Here is a 25,292-nt window from a genome sequence, read left to right on the forward strand (position 1 = left end):
GAAACCTGGATCCTCCCGGCCGCGGCGTCGATGACAGGCGGTCACGCGCGACGGCCGGTGGGCTCCGGCCGCGACCCGATGTTCAGTACCGGACCACCTCGACCGCCTCGGTGCCGAGCCGGATCTGCCGCGACGTCGTCCGGCGCTCGACGAGCGAGCCGGCGTCGAGCACGCCCGCGCGCGCGAGCTGCTGGCGGGCGCGGAAGACGTTGACGTTGAGGTGATGGAGGTCGAGCCGCAGCTTGCCGAGCAGGTCATCGACGTAGCGCCACCCGCGCTCGGCGGGGGGCAGCCCGGTCTCCCGGTCGCGCAGCCGGGAGCGCGCCAGCATGAGGAGCAGCTCGTGGTGGGCGCGCGCGGCGAGCTGGATGACCTTTTCCCCCTGCACCAGGGCGACGGCGATGTGCTCCTCGTCGTGGCTCACCTCGAAGCGCAGGACGGTGAGGCCGAGGAGCTTGGGGCTCGCCGCGCTCGACGCGGTCGTGGGCACGACGGCGTCGAGCGCCTGCGGCGGGACGCGCAGGACCCAGGCGCCGCCGGCCTCGATGCGCTCCTGATCCACGGCCGGGCGCGTGCTCCCGTCGATCTCGATCTGCCAGACGCCGTGCTGGTCCTCGAAGAGCGTCACCCGGGGGTCGGCGGCGTCCGGCAGCGCGAGCAGGCCCTCCTCCGCCGGGCGCACCTCGCCGGTGAGCTCGGCCCGCGCGCTCGTGACGGGCGCGCCGGCCTCCTCCACGGTCCAGCGCTCGGCGTCGCCGCCGAACACGAGCTCCGTCCCCGCGTCGAGCGCGACGGCGAGGCGGGGCCCTCGCCCGAGGCGCTGCGCCGCGGGCTCGACGTCTTCGTCCGCGTCTGCGAGGCGGTCGCGTACGCGCACGGCCAGGGCGTCCTCCACCGCGATCTCAAGCCTGACAACGTCATGATCGGCGAGTTCGGCGAGGTCCTCGTGATGGACTGGGGCATCGCCCGCGCGACCGCGCGCGGGGCGCTGGCGGGCGCGCTCCCGGACAGCGGCCACCACACGCACGTGGGCCTGGTCCTGGGGACGCCGGTCTACATGCCCCCGGAGCAGGCGCGCGGCGAGGCCGAGCAGCTCGGGCCCCCCAGCGACGTGTACGCCCTCGGGGCCGTCCTGTACGAGCTCCTCTGCGGCGAGCCCCCGTTCCGCGGGACGGCGCTGGCCGTCCTTGCGCAGGTGGCCCAGCGGCCGCCGGAGCGCCTCGCCGTCCGGTGCCCTGACCAGATCCCTCGGGATCTCATCGCGATCTGCGAGCGGGCGATGGCGCGCGAGCCGCCTTCGCGTTACGCGAGCGCCGAGGTGCTCGCCGCGGAGATCCGCGGCTTCCTCGACGGCGCCCGCCGTCGCGAGCGGGCGCGCGCCCTGGTCGAGGAGTCGCGCGCGCTGGCGCCGCAGATCGAGGGCCTGCGGGCGCGCGCCCGGGCCCTCCGGGCCGAGGCGAAGGCGGTGCTCGGGCGCCTCGACTCGTTCGCGCCCGCCGCCGAGAAGGCGCAGGGCTGGGCGCTCGAGGACGAGGCGCGCGCGCTCGACCGGGCCGCCGCCCTGGACGAGGCGACCTGGCACCAGAAGCTCCGCGCCGCGCTCAACGAGGCCCCGGACTTCGACGAAGCGCACGCGGCGCTCGCCGACGCCCACCTGGCCGATCTGCGGGCCGCAGAGGAGGCCCGCGACCCCGAGGCCGCGGCGCGCGCCGAGGCGTTCCTCAGGGCGCACGCGCGCGAGCGGCACGCGGTCTTGCTCCGCGGCACCGGGGCCCTCTCGCTGCGGACCGATCCCGAGGGGGCGCAGGTCTGGCTGCTCCGCTATGTCGAGCAGGGGCGCCGGCTTCGCGCCGAGCCCCAGGGCTTCCTCGGTCACACGCCGCTCTGCGAGGTCCCGCTGGCGCGCGGCAGCTACCTGCTCTCGATCCGCGCGCCCGGGTACCGCGAGGCGTCGTACCCCGTGAAGATCGGCCGCGGCGAGCACTGGGACGGCGTGCGTCCGGGCGGCGCGGAGCCGTTCGTCGTGCCCCTCCTGCCCTCGGAGACGCTCGGCGAAGAGGACGTCTATGTGCCGGCGGGCTTCTTCTCGGCCGGCGGAGACCCGCAGGCCGGCGACGGCCTGCCGGCGTGCCGGATCTGGGTCGACGGCTTCGTGGTGCGGCGGCACCCGGTGACGCAGGCCGAGTACCTCGCCTTCCTGAACGATCTGCTCGCGCGCGGGCGCGAGGCGGAGGCCGCGGCGGCGTGCCCGCGCGCGGCCCGCGCGATCGCCGGCGACGTGGACATCCCGCTGTTCGCGCGCGACGGGGACGGGCGCTTCGTGCTCGGCCCGCAGGCGCGCGCGGAGCAGGCGCGGCACCCGGTCGCCTCGGTGGACTGGCGCAGCGCCGTCGCCTACGCGTCCTGGCTGGAGGCGCGCACCGGCGCGTCGTGGCGCCTCGTCGGCGAGCTCGAGCGCGAGAAGGCCGCGCGCGGCGTCGACGGGCGCTTCTTCCCCTGGGGAGACGAGCCCGAGCCGACGTGGGCCTGCATGGTGGGGGGCCGCCCTGGCCCCGCGAGCCCGGCGCCGGTGGACGACCATCCGACGGACGAGGGCCCCCACGGCGCCCGGGGCCTCGCGGGCAACATCCGCGACTGGTGCGCCGAGCTGTGGATGCCCGACGGCCCCACGGTGGTCGACCGCATCGCGCGCCTCCAGCCAGCGGACGCGGCGGCTCCGGGGCTCCGCTCGATCCGCGGGGGCGCGTGGAGCTCCGGGCCCCCCGCGGTGTGCCGCGCGGCAGGCCGCTTCGCCGCGCGCCCGGAGGATCGCTTCAGCGCCGTGGGCTTCCGTCTTGCCCGGCCAGCCGTCGCCGGCGGGTAGCCGGCGGTCGCCGGCGCGCAGGGGGATGCGGTCGGACCCGGCGATCGGCCGTGTTGGACTGCTGAGCCCGCATCGCAGCGCTGGCGCCGGGGAACGGCCTGGTATCAGACGGGGACAGACGGCGACAAACGGCGACAGACGGCGGATGTCGCGTTTGCACTCGAGCGCTAAGGTCGTGGGGACAGCCTGTGTCCACGAGGTCCATGGAGAACACGGATTCGCGTCAAGAAACGGCGGAGCTCTCCGAGGCGGCCTCGCCCGCGGCGGCAGAGCCGGCGGCGGCGCCCCCGCAGCGCGGCGAGGCGGGGGGTGCGCGGCTCGATGAGGAGCGCCCTGCGCCGCACGAGTCCCCCGCGGACCGCGCGCTGGTCGACGCCTTCTTCCAGGCCACGACCGCGGGGCTGGCGGTGATCGACCGCGATCTCCGCGTGGTGCGGCTCAACCAGGCGCTGGCCGACATCAACGGGATCCCCCTCGAGGCGCACCTCGGCAGGACGATCCCCGAGCTGCTCCCGGAGATGAGCGACGCGATCGTCCCCAATCTCCGGCGCGTCCTGGAGACGGGCGAGGCGTTCACCGCCGAGGTGACGGGGACGACGCGGGCGTCGGAGCGACCGCGCTCCTGGCTGGTCAATTACGCGCCTGTGCGGGCGAAGGACGGGCCCGTCATGGGTGTGGGGGCGATCGTCCTCGACATCACCGAGCGCAAGCAGACGGAGGACAGGCTCCAGGAAGAAGGGGAGACGCTCGAGCTGCTCAATCGCGCCGGCAAGCAGCTCGCCGCCGAGCTGGATCTGGAGAAGCTCGTGCAGGCGGTGACCGACGCGGCCACCCGCCTGAGCGGCGCCCAGTTCGGCGCGTTCTTTTACAATGTCACGAACGCCGAGGGGAAGAGCTACATGCTCTACACCATCTCCGGCGTGCCCCGAGACCACTTCTCCGGGTTCCCGATGCCGCGCAACACGGCCGTGTTCGCGCCGACCTTCAACGGCGAGGGCGTGGTGCGGCTCGACGATGTCACGAAGGACCCGCGCTACGGGAACAACCCCCCTTACCATGGGATGCCGAAGGGCCACTTGCCTGTCGTCAGCTACCTTGCCGTGCCGGTGGCCTCCCGTTCGGGGCATGTCATCGGCGGGCTTTTCTTCGGGCACTCCGAGCGGGGTGTCTTCACCGAGCGGGCCGAGAAGCTGGTGGTCGGCCTCGCGGCTCAGGCTGCCATCGCGATGGATAACGCGCACCTGTTCCGGAAGGCGCAGCAGCTCATCCAGGCGCTCGAGCGGAGCAACAACGAGCTCGACCGCTTCGCCTACGTGGCGAGCCACGACCTGAAGGCGCCGCTCCGCGCCATCGCGAACCTCTCGCAGTGGATCGAGGACGATCTCGTGGACAAGGCGACGCCCGAGACGCGCCAGTACATGGAGCTCCTCCGCTCGCGCGTGGTCCGGCTGGAGGCGCTCATCGACGGGATCCTGCGCTACTCGCGCGCTGGGCGCCTCCGCGACAAGCCCGAGATCGTGGACGTCCAGAAGCTCCTCGAGGACGTCGTCGCTCTGCTCACGGTCCCTGCGGGCGCGTCGATCGAGGTCGCGACGGGCATGCCGACGCTGCTCGCCGAGCGGATCCCGCTGGAGCAGGTGTTCCTGAACCTGATCGGCAATGCGCTGAAGTATGCCGAACGCCCCGACGCGCGCGTCGATGTACGGGGGCGGGTGCTGGGCGATGTCTGGGAGTTCTCGGTGAAGGACAACGGGCCTGGGATCGACCCGCGATACCACGGGAAGGTATGGGAGATCTTCCAGACCCTGAACGCGCGCGACAACATCGAGGGGACGGGCATCGGCCTCGCGATCGTCCAGAAGATCGTGCTGAGCAAGGGGGGGCGTGTGTGGGTCGAGTCCGAGCAGGGCGCCGGCGCCACGTTCTTCTTCACCTGGCCTCGGATGGAGACGGACGGCGGGCTCGGCATGCGCTGAGGCGCGCCGGCTGTGGCGCAGCGCCGGCTGTGGCGCGGCGCGAGGCGAGCGTGGCAATCCGCCACGCTCCGCGCCGCCTGACGGAGCCGGAGCGTCGGGGCTGCTCGCCACGGGGCGGTGGCGCGCGATCTGCTTTCTCGCCGTCGGGTGGGCATGGGCCCTTGCCCCATGCCGGGAGCGCGACGGTGAAGCATCGATCCATGGCGGTCCTCCTGAACTGCTCTTCCCGGTCGAACCGCGCGGCGGCGCAGCGCGCGCGGCTCGGGGAGCTCCTGAAAGAGAGCGGCCTCGCCGCGGAGGTGCTGTGCGCCGAGAAGGGGCAGCAGCTCGGGGAGCTCGCCCGCCGTGTGGCGCGGGGGCCTTGCGACCTCGTCGTGGCCGGCGGCGGCGACGGGACGGTGAACACCGTCGCTGCCGCGCTCGCCGGCACGGACAAGACGATGGGTGTCCTTCCGCTCGGCACGGTGAACCATTTTGCCAAGCACCTCGGCGTTCCGCTGGCTCTAGAGGGCGCCGTGCGCACGCTGGTCGAGGGGCGGCGCGTCCGGGTCGATGTCGGCGAGGTCAACGGCCGAGTCTTCGTGAACAACTCGACGCTGGGCATTTACCCGGGCATCGTGCGCGCCCGCGAGGCGCTCCGGAAGCGGCGTGGGCTCAACAAGTGGATAGCCCTGGCGCTGTCGACCGTCTCGGGGATCCGGCGGCACGAGCGCGTCCGTCTCCGGCTCGTCCTGGATGGGCAGGAGGTCGAGCTGGAGACGCCGTTCGTGTTCGTCGCGAACAACGACTTCAAGCTTGGCGACGTCGACATCGGCCGCCAGCGCCCGCCGTGTTCGGGTGAGCTCGGCGTCTGCGTGGCGCACGCGGAGAGCCGCCTCTCCACGCTCAAGCTCATCGCCAGCGCGGCCGTCGGGCGCATCCATCAATCGAGCGATTTCAGCATCCTACGAACGACGGAGCTCCGGGTGGAGGCGCCCCACCGCAGCCTCCATGTGGCCGCGGACGGCGAGGTCCTCAGGATGACGGCGCCGCTCTGCTATCGCGTGCGGCCTGCAGCGCTGCGCGTCATCGTGCCGCTGTCGTCCGAGCTCCGCGTGGGCTCGCGGCGGCAGGAGGATCGAGCGGGCCGTGTCGCGGCGCTGGGGGGGTGAGGCGCCGTGCGCACGCTCGTGCACCTGTCGGATCTGCACTTCGGCCGTGTCGACAAGGCCATCCTCCGTCCGCTGATCGACGGGATAGGGGGGCTCGAGCCGCACGTGGTCGTGATCTCCGGCGATCTGACCCAGCGGGCGCGCGAGGCCGAGTTCGCCGAGGCGCGCGCCTTCCTCGACGCGCTGCCCTCGCCGCAGATCGTGGTGCCTGGCAACCACGATGTCCCGCTCTACAACCTGTTCGACCGGTTCTTTCGCCCGCTCGACAGGTACCGGAGCCACATCACGGACGACCTCTCGCCGTTCCACCTCGACGCGGAGATCGCCGTCCTGGGCATCAACACCGCGCGCTCGCTGACCATCAAGGATGGGCGCATCAACGCGCGGCAGGTCGAGGGGATCAAGGCGAGGATGTGCGATCTCGGGCCCGAGGTCACGAAGATCGTGGTGACGCATCACCCGTTCGATCTGCCCGAGAGCTCGCCCCACGCGATCGTCGGGCGTGCGAGGCAGGCGATGGCGGCGATCGCGGGTTGTGGCGTCGACGTCATCTTGTCGGGGCACCTGCACCTCAGCCACACGGGGCACTCCGCGGAGCGCTTCGACGCAGGCGGCCACTCCTCGCTGATCGTCCAGGCCGGGACCGCGACCTCCACGCGCGGCCGGGGCGAGCAGAACGCCTTCAATGCGATCCGCGTCGATGGAAGGAAGATCCATATCGAGCGGTATTTCTGGCAGCCGGAAGGCGGCCTCTTCGGGATCGCGAGCACCGAGCATTTCGAGGAGACGTCGCGCGGCTGGGTGCAGGCGGCGTAGGCAAAAGAGAGTCTTCTCCTTGCGCCTTTGCGCCTTTGCGCGCGGCGGCCACGCCGCTCGCTTGAATCTCGCGCACTGCGCGCCGCGGTGTAGCATGGGGTCACGTTGGCCCCGCCCCGCATGAAGAACTCGCCCCGTGAACGCTGTGGCATGCCGTCCGGAGCGCTGCCGCGCCCAGGGAATGCCAGGATCGCGCTGATCGCCCTCGTCGTCGCGGGAGCAGTCGGCCTGACGTCCTGGTGGATCGCGCGGCCTGCGGGCGGCCCCGAGGGCTCGCGGCCCGGCCCGACCGCGGAGGCGATGGCCAAGATGCGTCCGGACATCGAGGCCATGCTTCGCTCCTTCGAGCCGCCGCCGCCCGAGCCTCCCCAGCGCGCGCTCCCCGAGCGCCCCCTCGCGCTCCCGGCTCCGCCCGAGCCGCCCGCGCAGCGCGATGGCCACGATCTCCGCAAGATCGAGCCCGTGCGGCTCTTCATGGAAGCGCGGAGGGCTGCCGCGCACGGCGATTACCAGGCAGCGGCGCAGATCCAGCACTGGGCCGTGGCTGGCGGGGTGGACGGGAAATACGACCTGGCGTGTTATTACGCCCGCGCCGGGCAGCTCGACGCCTCCTTCCACTGGCTGGAGCGCGCTGCGGTCGAGGAGGGCGTCGACCCGGACTGGGCAGCCCGGGACTCCGATCTGGAGGTGCTGCGCAGCGATGCGCGATGGGCGATGGTCTATCCCTACCTGGCGCGGGCCGGGCGCTACTGGGGACAGTCCGGGATCAAGAAGACGCTCCTGGTGCTCCCGAACGGCTATCGCACCGGCAAGCCGATCCCGGTCGTGATGGGCATGCACGGTCTCGGGTCGCAGCCGGAGGATTTCGTGGACGAGAGCGTCCAGCGGGCCGCCGACGCGCTCTCGGTCGCTTTCGTCTCCGTGAGCGGCACCCTGCCGCGCGGACCACGCAAGTTCGTATGGTCCGAGTCGACCGCGCGCGACCGCGCGCGGCTGGACGAGGCGCTCGCCGAGGTGCGCGACCGGGTGACCGTTGTCCCCGGCCAGGTGATCCTAATCGGCTTCTCGCAGGGCGGTCAGATGGCCGCCGAGATCGCGGCCCGGGATCCGCGCCACTACGCCGGTGCCGTCGTCATGTCTCCCGGGTCTGTCACCGAGCTCTCGCTCGACGGCGTGCCGCGCTCACCCGAACTCGCCCAGCGCCGCTGTGTCGTGGTGGTCGGCGCCGGCGAGTCACCGGGCAATGTCCGGCTCGCCGAGCGCGACGCCACGCGGCTGCGCGCGCTCGGCGCCGAGGTCTTCCACAAGCCCTACGCGGAGCAGCAACAACACTCCTTCCCGCCGGACTTTCACACTGCGCTCCCGATCTGGATTCGATACATCCTCGGTACGGGCCCGATGCCCCGGTAGCCCGCCGGCTGTGCTGGGCGCGGATGCAGCGCGAGCGGTAGGCGCCCAGAGAGCGGATTCTCCGCGCCGCGTGGCCGATGGGCCGATGTCTGTCTGGTCTGTCTGTTGGATCAGTCGAGTGAGCGGTAGGCGCCCGGAGAGGGGGTTCTCCGCGCGGGGTGGGGGATGGGCCGATGTTTGAGCCTGGGTCATCCCTCCTCCGGCGGAGCCGGAGGAGGGATGACCCAGGCGAGTTCGGCGGGGCCCCCACCCCGCGCGGAGAACCCCCTCTCCGGGCGCCGGGCGACCCGGCAAGACCTCACGTCCGCCGGGACAATAGCCGCCCGGATCCTGTCACCCCATCACGCCAATCTGCCAAGCTCCCGGAACCGCCCGCGCAGGTCGTTGTAGAGCCCCCAGTACACCGCGTGGATCTCCCGGTACCGCGCCGAGCGCTCCGCGTCCGGCGCGACCCGGGACACGACATGGACGAACGCGTCCGCCGCCTCCTCGACCGACGGGAACAGCCCCGCGCCCGCCGCGCCGAGCAGCGCCGCGCCGTAGGCCGGACCCTCGGTCGACGTCGTGATCGCCACCGGCGCCTCGAAGACGTCGGCCATCAGCTGGCGCCAGAACGGGCTCCGCGCCCCGCCGCCGGTCAGGCGGATTTCGTCGATCGAGACCGCCGCCGCGCCGTTCGTCTGGCCCACGCCGACGTGGACATCGGCTGCCAGCGCCCGCCGTGCTCGGGCGAGCTCGGCGTGTGCGTGGCGCACGCGGAGAGCCGCCTCTCCACGCTCAAGCTCATCGCCAGCGCGGTCGCCGGGCGCATCCATCAATCTCGAGCGAAACTTCTGGCAGCCGGACAGCAGCGTATTCGGGATCGCGCGCGTGGAGCATTTCGAGGAGACGGCGCGGGGCTGGGTGCGAGCGGCGTAGGGGCGGCGCGAGCGGCCCTTGCGCCGCCCAGCCCGACGAGCTGTCAACAAAATTGTACAGGTTTCCACTGTATTGGACAATCCAGGACAGGCAAGCGCGCCATGCCAGGGCGCCGGCCCACGACCACGCCTGCTCGACGTTGGTGCGATAGTTGCAGAATCACAGTCGTGGTTCGGAGCATCCCCTCCGGCGGGGAAGACGGCGCCATCGGCGACTGACCCGGGAGCCGCCTTGATTGCGCTGCCGCTCGAACGGCGCGATCGATGCCATCGACAAGCGCGACGTCGTCTTCACTATCGTCTTCTCTACCGCGCGGTGTGTTCCGTTGGCTCCGAGCTTCAGAAAAAATCTCCGAACGTGGCAAATTTAGGTCCGTACCCCCAATGCATATGTCGAACTTCCCGCCGCTCTGATTCAATGATCCTTCTACGCATTTACTCTTGCCAGCTGGCGGTACATGGACGTATACACTCGCACTAGTTCGCGTCTGCTCGGTGCGTCTGGTTTGAGCTCGAGTGCTGCCGATCGAGGGGGTGTTCCTGTGAGCTCCGAGCAGGTGTTGCGGGAGCATGAAGGCAGGGATCGCGCCGGTGAGGTGCGAGCCGGCGTTGGTGCCACGTCGAGCCAGCGTGATCTGGCGAGCTATCTATCTTCGGTTCGTGAGCTGGTGCTCGCTGAAATGGATCGATATATACCAACGCGATCGCCGTTCTATGACCTGATGCGCAAGTATCCGCTCCGCCGTGCGAAGGCGCTGCGCCCGGCGCTGGTCATCGCGACGTGCGGCGCGCTCGGCGGCGCTACCGAAATGGCATTGCCGACCGCAGCGGCGATTGAGCTGTACCATAACGCCTTCCTCATTCACGATGACGTGGAGGACGGCTCGCTCCGTCGTCGCGACGAGCCCACGCTCCACGTCGAGCACGGCGTCCCCGTCGCGGTCAACGTGGGTGACGGCATGTTGGCGCTGGCGCTGGCGCCTTTGCTCGAGAACACCCGGCTGCTCGGGCTGGGGCCGGCGCTGCGCATCCTTCAACTCGTCACGCGTATGGCTCGCGAGTCGGCCGAGGGGCAGGCGATGGAGCTCGCGTGGGTGCGTGAGCTCAGGTGGGACCTGCACGAGGCTGACTACGTGCGAATGGTTCACAAGAAGACGAGTTATTACAGCTTTATTGCGCCCATGCTCGCCGGCGGCATCGCGGCGCGTGCACCCGACGAGGTGTTGCGTCGGCTGTTCGTGTTCGCCGCCCGTCTCGGCTCTGCCTTCCAGATTCAGGACGACTTGCTCAACCTCGCCGCCGAGCCGGGGGCATATGGCAAGGAGATCGGCGGCGACCTGTGGGAAGGAAAGCATACGCTGATCCTGCTGCACGTGCTGCGCGCGGCCTCCCCCGAGGCGCGGAACGAGGTCCATGACATCCTCCGCAAGGACCGCCCACGCTCCGCCGAGGCGGACGCGGCGGCACGCGCGTTCGCGGGGCTGCTGGCGAGGCTCGAGGAGCGGGGAGACATTACCCGCTCGGCGCGGCTCGAGATCGAGCGGGCGCGCGCCGACGTCGACGGGATCGATCGCCCGGCTCGGACCAGCGCCGATGTCGCGCGGCTGTTCCACTGGATACAGGTCCACGCGAGCGACCGTCATGCCCGCGATGTGGCCGTCCGCCGAGCCCTCGCCGCGGGGCGCACGCTCGTTGAACTGGAGCGCTGGATGCGGCCATCCGAGCATCGCGGCGTCCTCCGGGCCCTCGTCAATTACGTCGTCGAGCGAGACCGATAAACCCTGGCCATCCGGGATCGGAAAGGGATCGACATGCACGAGATGAATTTCTTCGACGCGCTCCGTCAGTTCGGCATCGACGCATGCGTCGAGCACCTCGCCTACCGGCACCGCATCAACCAGGAGCGCGAGCGCATGTTCGGCCACTCCGGGCCGAGAGACGCGCCGCGCTGCGATCCTGAGGTGCAGCCGGGAGGCGCTCGTTCCTGCCCTCCATCACCGAACCTCGGCGACCTGCTGCAGGACGTGGCGTTGCTCGGCCTTTACAACATGCGCGAGCTCACGCGCCTGCACACCCGGTACGCCGATTTCTTGATCGATGCGTTGTACGGTCGTTTCGGATCCCGGCGCGCGCCTCCATCCCACCCCGAGCCAGGGCTCCTCCTCCTGCGTGGCCAGGCAGGTGGTATGGCCGAAGCCTGCTTCTTGGTGGTCAACGCGCAGGAACAGGCGGCGATTGTGTCGTTCTCGGTCTCGGAGCTCCGAGAGGCTGGCACGGGACGCGCGCTCCAGAAGCAGCTGTCGTTCGACCCGGAGAGCCCTCGAATGAGCCCTGGCCAGGAGGTCGTCGTCCGGGCGCGTGTCGCCCTCGACAAGGATTTCCGCGCTGGCGGCCGTTATGTCGGCCACGTCGACGCCGTCATGAACGCCGCCATCGTGCGCTCATTCGTGCTCTATATCGAGGTCGAGCCGGAGCGGCAGGAGCGATGACCCCGGATCCTTCGACGCCCGTCATGAGGCTCACGTTCGCTGGCCAGGAAGCTGACGAGATGATCGCTCTCCTCGGTCGTCTCCAGCGGCTCATTCTGAAGTACCCGTTCGCGGCGCAGGCGCTGTTCAGCGCGCTCGTCGCCGAGGGGCGCCGCTTCGCGCAGACGAAGGAGGGAGAGCGTCTCCGTGCCGAGATCGCGCAGTCGGAGCTGCTCGAGCGTTGCCAGACCGTATTCCAGTTCGTCACCCACAATGTGCTCGAGGAACGCGCGCCCGACGGGCTCCCTTCTGCGCTCCTCGACGCGTTCATCGACGTCGCGCGCCGTGCGGATCTCGAATCGCTGCTGCGCCGTTTTCTGGCGAATGAGGAGCCATGACCTTCTTTCATCCACGAAGCGAGTTCGAGGAATATAATGTCTTCCTCCACCTCGTGCTGGGTCTCGTATCTGCAGCCGGGCGCTTCGACGCGCTCCTGTCGCGCTACGGTCGAACGCGCCGGGGACTCGGACATCGGCCTGTTGGAGTGGACGGACCGGGAGGGCAGCGTGGCGGCGAGGACGAGCAGGTGGTGTTCCTCGTCCTCGGCGTTGCCTCCTTGCGCGCGCGCTTCGGTCGCTACGTCGAGGGCATGCGGTCTCCGGGCGGTCGCGCCGCGTTCCGGCGCCCTCTGGAGGCGGCGTGGCCTCGTGATCTCGGCAATCTGCTCCGGTGATCGGGTGATCGCGATGGGGAGAGGCGCTTCAGCGATGGACGTGGGGGAGGATTATTTCCGGCGATCGTCGTCGGCGCGGAGCCTCCCTGGATATCGAGAGTGGCAGCATTTCGTGATCGTTGGCGGCGGCGTCGACGCGCTCGTCAACTTCAGCGTCACCTGCGATGCGGGCACGCCGGTCGGCCGGGTGCTCGTCGTCGTCCGTGCCGACGGGCAGGTGTGGGAAGGCGCTCTGCAGCGGATCCCCGGTGACGGCCTCGACGTGCGCGCCGGCAAGCTCGGTGCGCGCTTCGGAGACAGCTGGATCGCCTACGAGAACGGCGCTTACGAGATTCATGCCCGCGTCCGGCGCGGGCCCGCCGTCGACCTCCGCATCGAGCCCCGGTGCGAGCCGTTCGTCGCCCACAACCTAGAGGCCGGCGATGGCGGCCTTCGCAGCTGGCTCGTGTTACCGCGCCTGGTGGCCGACGGGGAGATTCGTATTGGCAGCCGCGTGATCTCGCTCCGCGGCGCCATGGGTTACCATGATCACAACTGGGGTGCCTGGAGCGGAGAGGTCGTGTGGCAGTGGGGCTTCGGCCTGCCGGAGCGTGACGAGGCGAGCCCGTGGACCGTCGTCTTCGGCCGGCTCATCGACGAGCGCCGCGCCTGCGTCCTCATGCAGTCGCTCTTCCTCTGGGAGGGGCACGCGCTCCGGCGCATGTTCCGCGATCGCCAGATCGACGTGATCGCGGAGGGCGGCCTGCGCGGCGATTGCCTCCTCAAGATCCCGCACGTCATGCGCCTCGTCGACCCGGGCGACCTCGCCGCCGTCCCTCGTCGCCTCGTGATTGGCGCTCGCGCCGGCGGCGATCGGATCGAGGCCCGCTTCGACGCCGAGAGCGCCGCCCAGGTGCTCCTGCCCCGCGCCCGCGATCTTCGCACCACCGAGATCGACGAGACGGCGGGCTCGCTCGTGGTCACGGGGACGGTCCATGGCCGCCCGGTCGAGCTACGCGGCCGCGGCATTTTCGAGTTTGTTCATGCGCGGTTCTGATCTGCGGACTCTGATTGCGGACTCTCTCGCGGCGCTCCACGTGGAGTGCCCGGCGGCCCACCTGCGCATGTGCGCCGCCGTGGGCCGTCGCGTGGCACGTTTGACCATCGATGGCGAGGTGATCACGCTTCACGGCAGCGGGAATGATTGCGAAGTAGCAGGCGAATGCCCGGCGGACCGCGCCGCGGTCCGCGTGGTGGCCAGCCGGCGCGCGTTGCTCGATCTCATGGATGGCCGAGAGAGCCTCGAGGAGGCCGTTCTTGGAGATCGTGTAGAGGTCTGGGGCGCGGCCGACGATCTGCTCGCGCTCCACGAGGGGCTGCGGTGGTACGTGCTCGGGGGCGTGCGCGCGCCCTCGTTCGAGCGGTTCGCAGAGGCGTTTCGAGGCGAGGAGGAGCGGTATGGCGAACGGTAATGGCAAGGGTTGGCCTCCGACGGTGACGATCTTCGGCGCCGGCATCGCTGGTCTCACGGCGGCGCACGAGCTCTCGGAGCGGGGGTTCATCGTCTTTGTCTACGAGGCGGAGCCAGATCCACGATCGGAGGCCAACGATTGCCAGGTCGGTGGAATGGCGAGGAGCCAGTGGAGGCGCATCGATGTCTCCGAGGCTCCCGAGCCCGAAAGCGCGGATTTGCCACCTCCTCCCATGAAGCGGCTCGAGCCCGTCGTGATGCTGCGTGAGCGCATCCAATTCGACGAGAACAGCGCCGCTCTCTCGGACGAGGCCAAGGCGGAGCTGAGCAAAGTCGTCGAGAAGCTGAATAAATACCCGGAGATCAAGTCCGTCTACGTCGACGGCGTCCGCGAAGCTCGCGAGGAGGAGCGGGTTGCGCTGGAGCGTGCCGAAGCGGTGCGCGAACAGCTGACCCAGAGGGGAGTGGACCGCTCACGGCTCACGGCGCGCGCCCTCGGATCCGCCTTGATGGAAGATCGTGCCCTTAGGCCGGAGAAGCAGCGTTGCGTCATCTTCGAGTTGGCAGCAAGGTCCGTGCCGGGTGAGCATGGATACCGATTTTTCCCGTCGTTTTATAAACACCTCTTCGACAGCATGCGGAGAACGCCGATCCTCGAAGAGACGCGCGCGCCGGATCTCCTCTTCGCTCGCAAGCGGGAGTTTCTCGAGCGAATGGCCGATAAGAATTCAGAAGCGCTCGCGAAGCTGGGCCTCTCCGACGAGAAGCTGGTCGAGCTCGGGCTTCTCAGTCGCGCGTCGGAAAACGTCGAGGGTCGCGTCTACCGAATGACGGAGCGAACCGCATATGACAACTTGGTCCCGCTTGCCAGCCACGAGATCGACCGCGCAGACGGGCTTCCTCCCGAGCATCTGCCGAGGCAGCGGCCGTCATCCGTCACCGAGCTGATGCGCATGATGCGTGCGCTCTTCTGCGACATGCGCTTCTCTCCGCGCGACGTCGGGCTCTTCGGGGTCAAGGTCCTCAAGTACGCTACGTCATGCGACGCGCGCCGCCGCGAGTACGAATCGATGACATGGCTCGAGTTCATCGAATCGCACCGGTACAGCTCTGAGTTTCAGCAGGCTATGGAGCGCTGGCCGCAGGCGCTCGTGGCCATGCGGGCATCTCAGTGCGATGCGCGCACTTACGGGAACACGACGCTTCAACTCCTCCTCGACATGGCGCGTGTGTCGTTCACCGATGGTACCCTGAACGGACCGACCAGCGAGGCATGGTTGGACCCCTGGCGGCGGTACCTCGAGCGAGTTCAAGGCGTCAGGTTCGTACGCGGCGAGCTCAAGAGTATCAAGTACGACTGGGAGGGGAGCTACCTCAAGGCAGTTGTGGAGGGGGCAAATGTCCCCGTTCCCCGCGGATACGTCGTCGTTGCGCTTCCTATCGAGCATATACCGAAAATCCTCACCGAGGATCTCGTAGCAGATCTCGATGAGTGGAATAGAAGGCGCTCAGGGCAGGCTGCATGGGACAACACGCTGCGAGCGGCTCGTGACTTCGCGCTCATGGCGGCCAGCGCGAGCGACCCGTCCGATAGCCTACCGACTCGCGCGCTGGCCGACTTCAGTGGAATCCAGTTCTTTTTCGAAGGAGACATCCACTTCGTGGACGGGCATACTTACTTTCCGGATTCGGAGTGGGGACTCTCGGCGATCGCGCAGGCGCATTTCCGGAAGGATCGCCTGAACTGGCGCACGAGTTACCGCGGGGTCCTGTCCGTCGACATCGGGCAGTGGCACGAGCTGGGATCGAACCGCAAGACCGCGTGGCAGTCGACGCCCGACGAGATCGCGAAGGAGGTACTCCGCCAGATCCGTGTAGGCATCGAGGGGGGCGGAAGGCGCGTCCCAGAGCCGGTGGCTTATCATATCGACGAAGGGATCGAATTCTTTCCTGCTGGTGGTGTGAGAATGAACACATCACGGTTTCTGGTGAATCCGCCGGGAACTTGGGCGTCTCGACCCGGTGAGCCAGGCAGCTATGATCTCATGTTCGGTAGCCTCGTGCTCGCGGGCACCTACATGAAGACGTTCACGAGGCTCACCACCATGGAGGCCGCGAACGAGTCGGCTCGACACGCCGTGAACGCGATACTCCGGAGCCTGCCCGAGGAGCAGCGGCAGTTTATTGGCAATTTCGTCTCGGTGTGGCCCATCGAGGAGCGCGAGTTCGATGATATCGATTTTTTGAAGAAGCTCGACGAGAAGCTCGTCGAGCGAGGGCTCCCGCACTTCGTGGATATCCAAGAGCTCGACATGATTCCAGATGCTTGGCTTCCGCAGTACCCTTGGCCACCACGTGTCAAGGAAACAGGGAAGGAGATAGCGTATGGCAAATGAGGCGAAAATCGTCGCGGTGCTCGAACCCGTGCCGGCAGAGGTGACGGCGCTCGTGGGCGGAGCGTTAAGACGCGCGGGGACGAACGAGGAGGGCCAGCTCGTGCTGGAGGTGAACGAGGACTTTCCGTTCACGAACGAGAAGCCGGATCACGTGGATGAGATCTACGGGATAATGGCTGCAAGATTTCCGCAGAGAATATCAGACGGGAGGGCTAATAGCGGTCGGTGCTGGTGGATCACTCTCAGCACCCCCAACGGCCCCATCCGGTATTATAAGTGCGACGTCCACCGTGTGGAGTGATGAGCCCCGCCATCCTCTCCGGGCAGATGATCCCCTCCTCCCGCATGGCCGCCTCGCTCTCCCGCACCCACTCCGTCCGCCCGGCAGTCTCGCCTAGCCGCCGCTCGGCGGCGCGCGCGTAGAGCATCATCTCGGCGCGCACGAACCCCCGCCACGCCCGCTCCCAGTACATCGACGCGTCCTCTCGGCGCTCGCAGCGCCCGGCCTCGAGCGCATCCGCGAGCGGGGCGGCGATGGGCAGCCCGGTGCGACGCACATTTCGGATGGCGTCGTCGACCTCGCGCTCGAGCTTCCGTGGTGTCCACGCGCGCAGGTCGCTCGGCGGCGTGCCGGCGGAGAGGGCGGCGAGGGCGGCGCGGCCGCGGAGGTGGGCCATCTCGCAGCGGATGTTCGCGACGCTCAGATAGGCGCTCTTCGCGAAGGCCGGCCAGCCCGCGGTGAGGCGCCGCCACGCGGGCCAGACGTCGCCGCGGTAGAGGAGCGCCTGCGTCGAGGCGAGGAGGTGGTGGTAGTGCTGCAGGTTGAATCCATCCGTGGTCCAGCGCTGGATGGCCTCGTCGGCCTGCGCGAGGGCGACGTCGGGCTGGTCCTGCGCGAGCCACGCGAGCGACGGCAATCCGAGGACATAGACGTTGGTGGCGAAGCGGTCGCCGCGCGCGGCGGCGCGGTCGAGGCCCGCCCGCGTGAGCTGCACGAGCCGCCGGATCGCGCCCCGGTTCGCGAGGCCGGCGAGCACGTACACCTGGGTGACGGCGATCTCCCAGTCCGCGCCGCGGCACCGGTCGCGGAAGATGTCGATGGCCTTGCTCCCGGCGTCGACCAGCGCCGACCACGCGCAGCGCTGCCAGTGCACGGTCGACCGGCAGGCGAAGACCCAGGCTCGATCGTAATCGAGGCCTGTGCTCTCGGCGAGCCGGGCCGACATCTGGAGGAGCCTGTCGGCGCGGCGCTGGAAGAAGGCGCCGCCGATCTGCGCCTCGAAGGACGCCTCCCACCCGAGCGCGCGGAGCACGCGGGACGGCTCGCCAGCGTCGAGCGCGCCGAAGAGGTGGATCATGCTGAGCGCGTCCGCTGGCACATAATCGACCATGGTCACGCTCGTCCCCGCTCCCCAGATCGCGTCGAGCCGGGCGAGGACCTCGGGCGGGATCTCAGGCGCCTCACGGCGGCGAAAGTCGAGGCCGCGGACGAGGAGGCGCCCGCGGCTGAAGAGCGCGGCGCGCAGGGAGGCCTCGGGCGTCCTCGGAACGTCGATGTGGAATTCGTCGAGCACGTCGCGCATCACGCGTCGGCCCTCGGCCAGCTCGCCGCTGCGGAGGAAGTTCTCCGCGGCTCGGCGGCGAAGGGCGAGGATCTCGAGCGCTCCAGGCTGCGATGCGGCGAGGATGCGCGCGGCCTCGGCATAGCTCTGACCGGCCTCGATCCCACGCCCGGCGTTGGCGAGCGCCTCCGCGAGCTCGGCGTGGAGCGACCAGCTCGCCGCGGCGCCGCGCAGGCGCACGGCGATCCTGTAGAGATCGGCCGCCCGATCGAAGGCGAGGGTGCGCGCAGCAGCCTGGCCGGCCTCGACGGCGAACGTGGCCGCGAGCTCCTCCTCGCCGGCCTGCAGGTAGTGCTCCGTGAGCATCAGCGGGTCGGGCCGCTGGCTGCCTCGCACCGCGTCGGCGATGCGACGGTGATAAGAGCGCCGCTCGGCGGCGGGGAGCGCGGCGATCACGGCCTCTCGGATGCGATCGTGGTACGGGGCGATCGCGGGAACGTCGCTGATCGTGGTGTCGCGGAGGAGGCAATCCTCGATGAGCGGATACAGGAGCGGCCGCCCCGCCTCGCCGAGCCCGGCCGCCCCGAGCGCCAGGCGCTGATCGATCGGGCCGCCTGCGATCGACACGAGCTCGAGCAGGCGCCGGCGCGGCTCGGACAGCCGGTCGACACGCTCGATGATGACGGCCTCGATCCCGAGGCGAGGCGGCTCATCGGCCGCGAGCGGACGGCCGCCGACCGCGCGCGCTAGCTCGCCCGCGAAGAGCGGGAAGCCGCCCGACTCCACGGCGATGGCGCGTACGATCGCCTCGCGCGCGGGAGAGCCCGCCGGGATCAGCGTGTGCGCGAGCTCGCGCGCGTCGGCCTCCGCCAGCGGCGGCAGCTCGATGCGCGCGACCGCCGCGCTCTCGGGCGCTCCGAGCGCGGCGAACCGCTGGAGGACCGGCCGCCTCTCGAGCTCGTCGTCTCGATAGACGAGCACGAGCATGAGGCCCGGCGTCTCCAGCGGCTGGAGCAGCGCCTGGAGGAGGAGCACGCTGTCGGCGTCGCCCCAGTGCACATCGTCTATCGCGAGGATGACCGGCCGCTCACGGGCGAGCGCGCCGATGAGCTCCCTCAGCGCCAGCGCTCCTTGCTGGCGGATCTCGTGGGGCTCGACCGCCGAGGCGTCGCGTGGCGCCGCGGCGAAGGCAGGCACGCGTTCGAGCACGGGAAAGAGCTGGATGAGCGCGTCGGTGTGCTCGGGTACGAGCCGCCGCTGCGTGACCTCGTCGAGCCGCACGAGGTGGCGCGTGAGGTCGTCGATGATGCCGTCGAGCGCCCTGAAGGCCACCGACTCGAGGGGGTGGCAGCGCGCGCGGAGCACGAGCGCCTGCGCGCGCTGCTCGACGGCCGCGAGGAAGGTCCGCGCGAGCTCTGATTTGCCGATCCCCGAGGGACCGCTCACGTACGCGACCGCGGCGGCGCCCGAGCAGGCGCTGCGGTGGAGCGCGGCGAGCTTGTCGATCTCGGCGTGACGCCCGACGAACGGCGTCCGGGCGGCATGGGGTCGCGCGCTCGTGACCGACGGCGGCGCGCCAGCGCCGGTGGTCCGCGCGAGCGCGTCCCGGATCTCGGCTGCGCCCGGGCGCCGAGCCGGGTCCGGGTGCATCAGCGCGCACACCAGCGCGTCGAGCGCCTGCGGTATCCCCGGCACGCGCGCGCTCGGCGGCGTCGCGAGCGGGCGCCCCTTGGAGCGCACGAAATCGAACCGTGCCTCGGCGAACGGCGACGCGCCCGTGAGCACCTCGAAGAGGACGACACCGACGCTGTACCAGTCGACGGCCGGGAGAGGCGCGGCGCCCCAGAGCGCCTCCGGCGCCATGTAGGCCGGCGATCCGGCGACCTCGTCGCCGACGTCGAACGGCCCCGGCTCGCGGTGCGTCGCGAGGCCGAAGTCGAGGAGCACGAGCCGGCCGTCGCGCTCGACAAGCATGTTCGACGGCTTGATATCCCGGTGCAGCTTGCCGGAATCGTGGAGAGCCTCGATCCCTGAGGTGAGCTGCAGGAAGAGATCGCCGATCCGTCGAAGCCGCTCCGGTGGGAGCGGGCCTGCGCCGCCGGTCCACCCAGCGCAGCGGAGCAGGTCCACGCCGCGCACGAGCTCCATGGTGAACCACCCGCCCTCGGGCGACGTGAAGAGCTCATAAAGGCGAACGAGGTTCCGGTGGTCGATCCCGCGGACGATCCGGAACTCCTGTTTGAGCTGGAAGAAGCCTTCCGCGCTCACGTTATCGAGCGTCTTGAGCGCGACCTCCTGGCCGAGCTCCTCGTCGAGCGCGGCATAGACGACGCCCATGCTCCCCCGTCCGAGGCACTCGCGAATCCGGAAGCGGGCCCCCAACCCCGGAGGGCCGGAGGCGTGTTGCGGCGCTTCATCGGCGCGAGGCTCAGGGTTCATGGCGGAGAATCCAGCCGAGCTCGGCCTCGGCGATGCGGGGGATCACGGTGCGGAGCGCGACGTCTCGCAGGGTGCAGAACGCTGGATCCGCGGGAGCGCTCTGCACCGCGACGGCCCAGGACAGGTTGGTGATTCGCGCCGTGCGCCGCACGCGCTCGCGCTCGTAAGCGCGGAGCGCAGGCGCGACGCCGGCGCCGGACGCGAGGTGGTCGGACAGGCTCACCGCGTCCTCGATGGCCTGGCACGCGCCCTGACCGAGATCGGGCGTCGTCGGGTGCGCCGCGTCGCCGGCCAGGGTGACCCGACCGTGACCCCAGTAGGGCAGCGGCTCCCGATCCTGAACCCGGACCCGGATCAGCGAGGCGTCGTCGGTCGCGTCGATCAAGTCGGCCACGGGCGTGTGCGCCGAGCGAAAGAGGTCAATCAAATCGCGCTTGCTCGACGCGGGCTGACCCCCGTCCAGCGCGGCGTCGCTCACGGTGGCATACCAGTAGACCCGGCCGTTCCGGATGGGGGCGGCCCAGAACCGCAGCCCTCGACCGACGGTCGCGACCGCCCTTCCCGGAACGACGCTCGCGTGTGAATAGGGCGCGATACCGACCCACGCGTCCTGGTACGCCGATCGAAGCGGCTCTTCCCCGAACATCCGCGCGCGGATCGCGGAATGGATCCCATCGGCGGCGATCAGGGAGGAAGCCTCGATGCTCGTCCCGCTCGCGAATTCGACGCGCACGCCGCGCCCGTGCTCGGTGAACCCCGTGCACCGCTCGCCGAGCTGCACCACGCCTCGATCGAGGGCGCCGGCGAGCACGCCCATCAGATCGGAGCGCGCGATCACGATCGACGGCGCGCCGCAACGCCGCCCCATTGCGCCGACCGGGAGCTGCCAGATCGGCGCGCCGTGCCAGGTCCGGAACTCGGTCGCCTCGATCGGAGCCCCCGCCGCGATGACGGCCTCATCAAGCCCGAGGCGCCGGAGCGCGACGATGCCGTTGGCCCAGACGAGCAGCCCGCCGCCGCCCGTTCGCAGCGAGGCCGCGCGCTCGACGATGGCGAAAGGGATACCGCGCCGCTTCAGGGCGAGCGCGGCCGAGAGGCCCGCGATCCCGGCACCAACGATGAGTACGGGCCGATCGACGTCCACGCCGCGGGGGCGCTCGATCGCGCTCTGCATGTTCCCATCCTAGCAGAGTCCGCTCGCACGGCAGAGGCCGCCAGGCCGGACCCGCTTGGCGGGTGGGGAGCCCGTGTCGTGGCCGGACCTCGCGAGCGCGCCGGGAGGGGCCCAGCGCGGCCCGGTCCGGCTCACCTCGTGCGGCGCTCGATCCCGAACGCGCGGATCAGGTTGTACACGTGAGATCGCGTCACATCGAGGACCGCCGCCGTCTCGGTGATATTCCACGCGGTCCGATCGAGCGCGCTCAGGACGAGCTGCGCCTGGAAGCGCCTCGTGGCTTGCTGGAACGTCAGCTGCTCCGTGGCCGGGCATTCCACGGCGTCGTCATCCGGAAACAGGTGGACCCGCTCGAACTGCGCCAGCCCCTCCATCGACGCGAGGAGAACCGCCCGCTGGACGGCGTTCGTGAGCTCGCGGATGTTGCCGGGCCACTCCGCAGCTTGCGCCGCGCGTAGCGCGCTCTGAGAGGGCATCACCGCGGATCGTTGCTGTGACTCGCACAGGCGATCACAGAAATACCTCACGAGGAGAGGGATGTCCTCGCGCCGCTCTGCGAGCGGCGGGACGCGAATGGGGAGGACCTGCAGCCTGTAGAAGAGATCTTCGCGGAACTCGCGCCGTGTCACCGCCGATTTGAGATCGACGTTCGTCGCCGCCACGACGCGCACGTCCGCGCGCACGGGCTTCGCGCTGCCGAGCGGATAGAACTCCTTCGAGTCGAGCAGCTTCAGGAGCTTCGCCTGAGACGCGAGCGGTATCTCGCCGATCTCGTCGAGGAAGAGCGTCCCCCCTTGCGCGGCGGTGAGCTTCCCGTCCACGCGCCGGTTGGCGGTCGAGTGTGCGCCTGGCAGGGCGCCGAACAGCTCGCTCTCGAGCAGCGCCTCGGTGAGGTTGGCGCAGTTCAGCTCGACGAACGGCCCGGCGGCCCGCGGCCCGTTGTCGTGCAGGATCCGCGCGATCTGCGTCTTGCCCGTGCCGGACGGCCCGGAGAGCAGCACCCCGGCATCGACGGGCGCCGCCACCGCGACCTGCTTGAGCACCTTTGCCAGCGCGGCGCTGCGGCCCACGAGCCCATCGAGGCGGAGCTTCTGGCGGAACGGCAGCGTCGGATCCGCCTCGTCGCGATCGCGCCTCCGGATGAGGAGCCGGTCGGCGAACGCCGCGAGGTGCCCGGCGAAGGTCTCCGCGTGGATCTGGTCCTCCTCGGAGAACGGCCCCGACTCCAGACGATCTTGGAGGTAGATGACGCCGAGCGGAGGGGATGCGCCGATCGGCGCACACAGCACGGCCTCGATCCGGTTCCGTCGCACGCTGCCGCGGTCGCGGAAGCGCGGGTCGAGCAGCGCAGACGCCGTGCATATGGTCTTCCCGGTGGCCAGCGCCTCGGCGATCACGCCCGCCGAGAACGCGGCGCGGATCTCGGCGACGTCCTCCTCGGAGCAACCTCGGGCGATCCAGAAGCGCACCCCCCCCTGTCCCTCCTGGTCGTCGTGGAGCTCGAGGTACCCTCGACGTGCGCCGGCGACGTCGACGATCAGCGCCAGCGCCTCCTCCAGGAACGGCTCGATCTCGTCCTTGCGCCCGAGGTCAAGGAGCTGACGGTAGAGGTCGAGCTCGCGCCGGAGCCTGGCCACCTCCACATCGACTGGCGGGACGATTCCGGTCTGAACGGCGGCGGAATCCTGCATGCGGGGAGGATATCGGAGTCGGCAGCGTGCTGTGAAGTGCCGCGTCCAGCCGGGTGGACACCCAAATCGAGGCGCGTTGCCGCGCGTCGCCCGGAAGAACGCCCGACCAGCGCGAGGCGGGTGTCCAGTGGACTGGACGTCACGCCCCGGCGTGCGAGGCGCGGCGCGAGGCTCCGCGTCGGCCGTGCGAACCGAACGACGCTCACCGTGGCTACCCGATGCCTTGATCGAGCAGGCGTCGCGAGCTGTGGCATGTGCGCTGCTTGAGCGACAGCGACGAGGAGGACCTTCATGGCACCATCGCCTTGCGACCAACCCATTCCGCCCTTGACCCCACCCTGGAGCGGCATTCACACGATCGTGCGTTGTTGCTGGAAATCGCAGCATCCGAGGATCGAGATCCGATATGTCACCGTCAGCGGGGCTAGCGCGCTCCGAGAGCCTGTGCTGATCGCGAATGGAGAGAGCGTCGCGATCCCGCCGACCCATGTGCCCTACGGAGCGACGGCTGTCTGGGCCGTGGGCGTCTTCGTGAACGATGTCACGAACAGCTCGCTCGAGGGGCTCCAGGTGGTGGTGGAGTTCTGCAATGACGACAGGAGCAAAGGCAAGCGAGAGGTGATCGCGGCCGGCAAGACAATACCTGCCAACACGCTCGAATCCCTTTCCAAAGAGATTCCGTCGCCGGAGAGGCGCCATGATTGACGGGCGCAAAGCTGTATTCGCCGCCGTGTTCGTCGCGGGCCTGCTCGGAACGCAGCGCGCTGGCGCGGAGGACCCGGCCCTCCTCGAGGGCGGGGCGGTGACGCCGACCCCGGCGGTAGGTGGGGAGATCGACGGGGTGCTCGCCGCGACGGATGTCGAGCGCGCCGTCGCCAGGATCGTCGTTACGCCAGACAAGACCACCGCCCACGTCTCTGTCGCGCCGCTGCTGACGCTCGGCGATTACGTGCCCGTCCTCTCGGAGACGCGCGTCGGAGTCGGCGCCGACTCCACGGGCGGCTCGAACCTGGGCCTTTCGATCGGCTACAACGAGCCCCGGACCAGGCTCGACGGCTACGCGAAGGACCCGAAATTCTGCGAGTCGACTGGCCCGCTACCAGCACCAGACCCGGATCTGCTGAACGACGTCAAGGGGAAGAATCAGGCGATCTGCGCCACGGCGCAGGCCGTATGCGGACCGGGTGGCGGGGTGGCTTGCCGCGCCACTACCGAGATCTGTCGAGAGGAAATTCCCGGGGTTCCCCCCAATATTCTCCTCACACGCCTCTTGCAGAAGGCCTCGGCGATCGGGGAGCCGGCGCCGTTCTCCGCAGCGGCGCCCGTCCCTCCGAGCCCTCCCGCGGCGCCTGCCGGCGCGCCGGACGCGGCGTACGCGGCGGCGCTGAGCCGCTACCTGACGCAGCTGACAGAGTACCAGCAGAAGCTCGCTGCCCACGAGGCGGAAGTCTGGGCTCATCAGCAGCGCCGCATCGACTTCAGCACCCTTCAGCGCCATCTGGCGAGCGGCTTGCTGCTCAACGAGAAGGTCACGGTGCAAGGCAACTCGGCGCTGAATCAGCGCGAGACCGATCGGCTCGGCGAACGGCAAACCTGCCGCATGGAGCGGGCCTACAGCATGGCATCGACCGTTGTCCTGTCCGGATCCGTGGGCTTCTTCCCCCTCTTCTTCGGCCCGGACATCGCGCCCGAGGAGGGCGATCCGCTCCGTGACGGGAGCCCCAACGTCGTGAAGCGGCTCGACCTCTCGCTCGGGTATCGTTTTCATTTCCAGAGGACCATCGCGGCGCAGCTCCACGGCGGTTACCGCGCGGAGCGCGCTGACTCCGTGGGAGATAGCGAGCTTCTCCCGCGTGCGGTCCTCGGCGCAGGGCTCGGGGTGTTCGTCCCTTTCGCTGGGGCGAAGTCGGCCGCGAGCGGCTTCCAGCCGGGCGTGGGGCTCGGCCTGTCAGGCACGGTCTGGTTCTGCGGCGCTGACGGCGGCTGCCTCACGCCCGTCGGCAGCCCCGATCCCGCCTATGGAGACAACAAGGGGCAGCTCCCGCTGTCCCGACGCGCGGAGGTGACTGGATTCGTCGAGTGGCGGATCGAGGAGGCGCTCCAGTTTCGTGGCGGCGTCAGCTGGCGTACCGACACCGTGAAAGGGCACATCGAGCGGACGGATCCGGCGCTGCGCAACGCCACCCTCACACGGCTCTCGCCCATCGTCGCCGTGGGCTCGAGCTTCTGGGGAATCTAGACTGCCG

The 25,292-nt window shown here is 69.9% G+C and carries 20 protein-coding genes; 15 read left to right on the top strand and 5 right to left on the bottom strand.

Translation table 11 applies throughout. From position 1 onward, the window contains the following. Positions 1–82: 82 nt before the first annotated feature. Positions 83–877 (bottom strand): hypothetical protein, encoded by a 795-nt coding sequence (locus WMF45_RS51110; RefSeq protein ID WP_437719693.1) that lies wholly within the window; start codon positions 875–877, stop codon positions 83–85. On the opposite strand from WMF45_RS51110, the gene WMF45_RS51115 reads away from it, so the two are divergent. From WMF45_RS51115 to WMF45_RS51135, 5 genes are all read left to right on the top strand, one after another. Further along, positions 821–2,863 carry an SUMF1/EgtB/PvdO family nonheme iron enzyme gene (locus WMF45_RS51115; RefSeq protein WP_437719674.1) on the top strand — a complete coding sequence of 681 codons (2,043 nt, stop codon included), beginning with the start codon at positions 821–823 and terminating at the stop codon, positions 2,861–2,863. The genes WMF45_RS51110 and WMF45_RS51115 overlap by 57 nt on opposite strands. Before the next feature lie 203 nt (positions 2,864–3,066). Then, entirely contained in the window at positions 3,067–4,839 is a 1,773-nt protein-coding gene (locus WMF45_RS51120; RefSeq protein WP_437714781.1) for a sensor histidine kinase, read from the top strand. Between the two features lie 185 nt (positions 4,840–5,024). Next, complete coding sequence (locus WMF45_RS51125) at positions 5,025–5,990, top strand: diacylglycerol/lipid kinase family protein (protein WP_437714783.1); 966 nt, start codon at positions 5,025–5,027, stop codon at positions 5,988–5,990. A 6-nt stretch (positions 5,991–5,996) separates the two neighbouring features. Beyond that, a complete protein-coding gene (locus WMF45_RS51130; protein WP_437714785.1) occupies positions 5,997–6,806 on the top strand; it encodes a metallophosphoesterase family protein in 810 nt (269 codons plus the stop codon). Between the two features lie 150 nt (positions 6,807–6,956). Next, positions 6,957–8,216: an alpha/beta hydrolase gene (locus tag WMF45_RS51135; protein ID WP_437714787.1), complete on the top strand. Its 1,260-nt coding sequence runs from the start codon at positions 6,957–6,959 to the stop codon at positions 8,214–8,216. Positions 8,217–8,557: 341 nt separating this feature from the next. On the opposite strand, the gene WMF45_RS51140 is transcribed toward WMF45_RS51135, so the two are convergent. After that, the gene (locus tag WMF45_RS51140; RefSeq protein WP_437714789.1) at positions 8,558–8,971 is read right to left on the bottom strand and encodes an FGGY-family carbohydrate kinase; all 414 of its coding nucleotides are present in this window, start codon (positions 8,969–8,971) and stop codon (positions 8,558–8,560) included. Between the two features lie 704 nt (positions 8,972–9,675). Between WMF45_RS51140 and WMF45_RS51145 the strand changes: the two genes are divergently transcribed. From WMF45_RS51145 to WMF45_RS51180, 8 genes are read left to right on the top strand one after another with little or no spacing between them, the layout of a single operon-like run. After that, positions 9,676–10,911 carry a polyprenyl synthetase family protein gene (locus WMF45_RS51145; RefSeq protein ID WP_437714791.1) on the top strand — a complete coding sequence of 412 codons (1,236 nt, stop codon included), beginning with the start codon at positions 9,676–9,678 and terminating at the stop codon, positions 10,909–10,911. A 33-nt stretch (positions 10,912–10,944) separates the two neighbouring features. Continuing rightward, a complete protein-coding gene (locus WMF45_RS51150) occupies positions 10,945–11,622 on the top strand; it encodes a hypothetical protein (protein WP_437714793.1) in 678 nt (225 codons plus the stop codon). Positions 11,623–11,681: 59 nt separating this feature from the next. After that, positions 11,682–11,999 carry a hypothetical protein gene (locus WMF45_RS51155; RefSeq protein WP_437714795.1) on the top strand — a complete coding sequence of 106 codons (318 nt, stop codon included), beginning with the start codon at positions 11,682–11,684 and terminating at the stop codon, positions 11,997–11,999. Then, complete coding sequence (locus tag WMF45_RS51160; RefSeq protein ID WP_437714796.1) at positions 11,996–12,334, top strand: hypothetical protein; 339 nt, start codon at positions 11,996–11,998, stop codon at positions 12,332–12,334. The genes WMF45_RS51155 and WMF45_RS51160 overlap by 4 nt, the downstream gene beginning before the upstream one ends. A 34-nt stretch (positions 12,335–12,368) precedes the next feature. Further along, positions 12,369–13,370, top strand: coding sequence for a hypothetical protein (locus WMF45_RS51165; RefSeq protein ID WP_437714798.1), 1,002 nt, complete (start codon positions 12,369–12,371; stop codon positions 13,368–13,370). Then, positions 13,357–13,785: a hypothetical protein gene (locus WMF45_RS51170; protein ID WP_437714800.1), complete on the top strand. Its 429-nt coding sequence runs from the start codon at positions 13,357–13,359 to the stop codon at positions 13,783–13,785. The genes WMF45_RS51165 and WMF45_RS51170 overlap by 14 nt, the downstream gene beginning before the upstream one ends. Further along, entirely contained in the window at positions 13,772–16,180 is a 2,409-nt protein-coding gene (locus WMF45_RS51175) for an FAD-dependent oxidoreductase (RefSeq protein WP_437714801.1), read from the top strand. The genes WMF45_RS51170 and WMF45_RS51175 overlap by 14 nt, the downstream gene beginning before the upstream one ends. Beyond that, positions 16,170–16,481 carry a hypothetical protein gene (locus WMF45_RS51180; protein ID WP_437714803.1) on the top strand — a complete coding sequence of 104 codons (312 nt, stop codon included), beginning with the start codon at positions 16,170–16,172 and terminating at the stop codon, positions 16,479–16,481. Before WMF45_RS51175 ends, WMF45_RS51180 begins: the two co-directional genes overlap by 11 nt. Here WMF45_RS51180 and WMF45_RS51185 read toward each other — a convergent pair. The 3 genes from WMF45_RS51185 to WMF45_RS51195 form a co-directional block, all read right to left on the bottom strand. Beyond that, positions 16,423–20,181 (bottom strand): serine/threonine-protein kinase, encoded by a 3,759-nt coding sequence (locus tag WMF45_RS51185; RefSeq protein ID WP_437714805.1) that lies wholly within the window; start codon positions 20,179–20,181, stop codon positions 16,423–16,425. The two genes, WMF45_RS51180 and WMF45_RS51185, sit on opposite strands and share 59 nt — an antisense overlap. Continuing rightward, complete coding sequence (locus WMF45_RS51190; protein ID WP_437714807.1) at positions 20,171–21,355, bottom strand: FAD-dependent monooxygenase; 1,185 nt, start codon at positions 21,353–21,355, stop codon at positions 20,171–20,173. The genes WMF45_RS51185 and WMF45_RS51190 overlap by 11 nt, the downstream gene beginning before the upstream one ends. Positions 21,356–21,486: 131 nt before the next feature. Further along, on the bottom strand, positions 21,487–23,046 hold the full coding sequence (locus WMF45_RS51195; RefSeq protein ID WP_437714809.1) for a sigma 54-interacting transcriptional regulator: 1,560 nt from the start codon (positions 23,044–23,046) through the stop codon (positions 21,487–21,489). A gap of 444 nt (positions 23,047–23,490) precedes the next feature. On the opposite strand from WMF45_RS51195, the gene WMF45_RS51200 reads away from it, so the two are divergent. Beyond that, entirely contained in the window at positions 23,491–23,751 is a 261-nt protein-coding gene (locus tag WMF45_RS51200) for a hypothetical protein (protein WP_437714811.1), read from the top strand. Beyond that, a complete protein-coding gene (locus tag WMF45_RS51205; RefSeq protein WP_437714813.1) occupies positions 23,744–25,285 on the top strand; it encodes a hypothetical protein in 1,542 nt (513 codons plus the stop codon). Before WMF45_RS51200 ends, WMF45_RS51205 begins: the two co-directional genes overlap by 8 nt. The last annotated feature ends 7 nt before the right edge of the window (positions 25,286–25,292 follow it).

It is taken from the genome of Sorangium sp. So ce448 (genome assembly GCF_051520915.1).
Taxonomy (GTDB): Bacteria; Myxococcota_A; Polyangia; order Polyangiales; family Polyangiaceae; genus Sorangium; species Sorangium cellulosum_B.

Excerpts from the sequence above, each read along its gene's own strand:
- WMF45_RS51120 (WP_437714781.1), top strand. The coding sequence starts at position 3,067 with ATGGAGAACACGGATTCGCGTCAAGAAACGGCGGAGCTCTCCGAGGCG.
- WMF45_RS51135 (WP_437714787.1), top strand. The coding sequence starts at position 6,957 with ATGCCGTCCGGAGCGCTGCCGCGCCCAGGGAATGCCAGGATCGCGCTG.
- WMF45_RS51150 (WP_437714793.1), top strand. The coding sequence starts at position 10,945 with ATGCACGAGATGAATTTCTTCGACGCGCTCCGTCAGTTCGGCATCGAC.
- WMF45_RS51155 (WP_437714795.1), top strand. The coding sequence starts at position 11,682 with ATGATCGCTCTCCTCGGTCGTCTCCAGCGGCTCATTCTGAAGTACCCG.
- WMF45_RS51160 (WP_437714796.1), top strand. The coding sequence starts at position 11,996 with ATGACCTTCTTTCATCCACGAAGCGAGTTCGAGGAATATAATGTCTTC.
- WMF45_RS51165 (WP_437714798.1), top strand. The coding sequence starts at position 12,369 with ATGGACGTGGGGGAGGATTATTTCCGGCGATCGTCGTCGGCGCGGAGC.
- WMF45_RS51170 (WP_437714800.1), top strand. The coding sequence starts at position 13,357 with ATGCGCGGTTCTGATCTGCGGACTCTGATTGCGGACTCTCTCGCGGCG.
- WMF45_RS51175 (WP_437714801.1), top strand. The coding sequence starts at position 13,772 with ATGGCGAACGGTAATGGCAAGGGTTGGCCTCCGACGGTGACGATCTTC.
- WMF45_RS51180 (WP_437714803.1), top strand. The coding sequence starts at position 16,170 with ATGGCAAATGAGGCGAAAATCGTCGCGGTGCTCGAACCCGTGCCGGCA.
- WMF45_RS51185 (WP_437714805.1), bottom strand. The coding sequence starts at position 20,181 with ATGAACCCTGAGCCTCGCGCCGATGAAGCGCCGCAACACGCCTCCGGC.
- WMF45_RS51190 (WP_437714807.1), bottom strand. The coding sequence starts at position 21,355 with ATGCAGAGCGCGATCGAGCGCCCCCGCGGCGTGGACGTCGATCGGCCC.
- WMF45_RS51195 (WP_437714809.1), bottom strand. The coding sequence starts at position 23,046 with ATGCAGGATTCCGCCGCCGTTCAGACCGGAATCGTCCCGCCAGTCGAT.
- WMF45_RS51205 (WP_437714813.1), top strand. The coding sequence starts at position 23,744 with ATGATTGACGGGCGCAAAGCTGTATTCGCCGCCGTGTTCGTCGCGGGC.